The sequence below is a fragment of the Marivita sp. genome (assembly GCF_965656765.1).
GTDB lineage: Bacteria > Pseudomonadota > Alphaproteobacteria > Rhodobacterales > Rhodobacteraceae > Marivita.
Genome location: NZ_CBFHLV010000125.1, coordinates 1 through 2,664, shown reverse-complemented (window position 1 = coordinate 2,664; position 2,664 = coordinate 1). Strand labels below are relative to the sequence as shown.

Sequence of the window (2,664 nt, the reverse complement as noted above, 5' to 3'; positions counted from 1 at the left end):
AGGAATGCGAACCTCTTGCCCAGTGATCAGACGCGTGCTCGCTTTCACGCGCCCTCCGTCGATCCGCAACTCGCCTTTGCGACACATCTTTTCGATCCGGCCCTGACCCAAGTGCGGAAAAATCCGCTTGAGCCAGCGATCAAGTCGCTGATCGGCATCGCCTGGACCAACTGTAATCATTTGAACTTGGCTCATGCAAAAACACTCCGCGCCAGCAAAAGGCCAAGTGCCAATCCACCGACAGACAAGGCGACGGACAGAACGACGTACAGCATGGCTGATCCAACCTGCCCGCGTTCGATCAACGTCATGGTTTCCAGCGAAAACGCCGAGAATGTTGTGAACCCACCCAAGACGCCAGTCATCACAAAAGGCGACAAGTGCGTTAGGCCGCGATGCGCGGCAGCCACCACGAATACACCCATCAGGAACGACCCGAGGATGTTCACCGTCAGGATGGCCAAAGGAAAATCCGTCTGGCCAACAAGACGTATCACGCCGACCCCGGTCAGAAACCGAATGCCAGCACCAATCGCACCGCCAAGTGCCACAAGAGATAAGGTCGTCAACATGCAAGCTCTGTCGCGCGCACCCTGTAAGATGTCAAGCAATGGGCCTTGCAAGTAAGCAAGCATACCAAAGACCCCAGTGGCAAATCTCAATGAGAGGGGACCCAATCACGTGTTGCGTTTGGCCCGAAGCTTGGCAAAATAATCGATGCGTTTTTTCAGGTCGCGCTCGAACCCTCGTTCAACAGGGGCATAGAACTCTGTGCGTCCCATCGACTCGGGAAAGTAGTCCTGACCGGAAAACCCGTCTTCGGCGTCATGATCATAGGAATAGCCGGACCCATAGCCGTGTTCCTTCATCAGCTTGGTCGGAGCATTTAGGATATGCTTGGGAGGAATGAGCGATCCGGTTTTCTTGGCCGCAGCGCGTGCCCCTTTGTACGCCGCGTAAACCGCATTCGATTTTGGGGCGAGGGCAATATAAACAAGCGCTTGAGCAATCGCCAATTCGCCTTCAGGACTGCCCAGCCTTTCAAACGTTTCCCAACTTCGCAGGCACACCGCTTGCGCTTGAGGGTCAGCCAAGCCGATATCTTCGACCGCCATGCGGGTGATGCGTCGGGCCAGATATCGAGGGTCTTCACCTGCATCGAGCATACGCGCATACCAGTAAAGCGCCGCGTCAGGGTCTGAGCCACGCACTGATTTGTGCAGCGCTGAAATCAGATTGTAATGTGCGTCGCCGGATTTGTCGTATTGCGCCGCGCGTTTCATCAATCGCTGCGACAAAGCTGCACTGTCGAGAGGATCAGCGACGGTCCAAGCCATGACTTGTTCAATCAGGTTCAACAAGGCACGCCCGTCACCATCGGCCATCTCAAGCAGGTTTTCGCGAGCAGACGCATCCAGCGGCAAAGCTCGGCCCATCTCATCTTCGGCCCGCTGCGCCAGGTTTTCTAGATCAGCCACGTCAAGCCGTTCAAGGACCAAGACCTGCGCCCGACTGAGCAAAGCAGCATTCAACTCGAACGACGGATTCTCGGTCGTTGCGCCAACCAAAAGGATGGTGCCATCCTCCATATGCGGAAGAAATCCGTCTTGTTGTGCCTTATTAAATCGGTGAATTTCGTCAACGAAAAGCAATGTGCCCTGCCCTGCCTTGCGCCGTTGCTTGGCGGCCTCAAAAACTTTGCGCAGCTCGGGCACGCCCGAAAAGATCGCACTGATCTGGACGAAATGTAGATCGGTTTCGTCAGCAAGAAGCCGAGCTATGGTGGTTTTTCCAACACCAGGCGGCCCCCAAAAGACCACCGATCCAAGGCTGCCCGCGTCCAGCATGACGGTCAGTGGCGCATCCGGACCAATGACTTGCGACTGGCCTATCACTTCGGACAGTTTTTTGGGCCGCAATCGATCCGCCAAGGGGCGCGGTGCATCGGCAGGCGTTTCGCTGGTTTCAAAAAGGTCTGCCAAGTGTCAGGTCCTGAACCGAAGAAGAAGGCGCTGACCATCCCGTTCGGCCTGAATGGACACGTTCGGCGCCGCCCGACGCAATGCAGGGCCAACATCCGACGGGTGTTCGATGCGGATGCGGTCAATTCCGCGAATAAGATCTCCAGTTTGCAAACCGATCCGACGCCCCAAAGGCCCGGGTTGCATGACCACAACTCCATCGACATTCATCGGCAGACCCAACTCTGCGATTACGGCCGGATTGATACGAGCGACCTGTAATTCGGTCAGAATATCACTTTCCTTTAAAGTCACTGCATCGCGTGGAGGATCGTCTGGTGCTGCGATCAAGAACACGTCTGTCGTGACCGTCTCCCCATTTCGGAGATAGGTCATCGCGACGGTTTCGCCCAAACCTTGCACCGACATGCGAAACACCATTTCAGCCGGTGTATTGACCGGTTGACCAGCGACATCGACCACAACGTCCCCAACCGCCATACCCGCCTGTGCCAACGGGCTGGCCCGATGCAGCGCGGTCAGAACCACTCCTTCGGGACGCAACAAGCCAAGACCATCAAACAAATCTGCATCCACGGGCTGGCCGGTTGCACCTGCCCACGGTCTGTCAAACGCCGTTTTGCCGTTACGAGCCTGTTCAAGAAACTGAGCGACCAAGGCCGCCGGAATGGCAAAGCCAATC

General features: G+C 56.3%; 4 protein-coding genes. All 4 read right to left on the bottom strand.

Annotated elements, in window-relative coordinates; all coding sequences use genetic code 11:
* On the bottom strand, nt 1-195 hold a 195-nt coding region (locus ACTG4M_RS17310), incomplete at its 3' end, for a S4 domain-containing protein (protein ID WP_439124917.1).
* A complete protein-coding gene (crcB, locus tag ACTG4M_RS17305; RefSeq protein ID WP_439124916.1) occupies nt 192-572 on the bottom strand; it encodes a fluoride efflux transporter CrcB in 381 nt (126 codons plus the stop codon). The genes crcB and ACTG4M_RS17310, both read right to left, overlap by 4 nt.
* A 105-nt stretch (nt 573-677) precedes the next feature.
* Nucleotides 678-1,982 carry a replication-associated recombination protein A gene (locus ACTG4M_RS17300; RefSeq protein ID WP_439124915.1) on the bottom strand — a complete coding sequence of 435 codons (1,305 nt, stop codon included), beginning with the start codon at nt 1,980-1,982 and terminating at the stop codon, nt 678-680.
* A gap of 3 nt (nt 1,983-1,985) precedes the next feature.
* On the bottom strand, nt 1,986-2,664 hold a 679-nt coding region (locus ACTG4M_RS17295; RefSeq protein ID WP_439124914.1), incomplete at its 5' end, for a PDZ domain-containing protein.

Excerpts from the sequence above, each read along its gene's own strand:
- crcB (WP_439124916.1), bottom strand. The coding sequence starts at position 572 with ATGTTGACGACCTTATCTCTTGTGGCACTTGGCGGTGCGATTGGTGCT.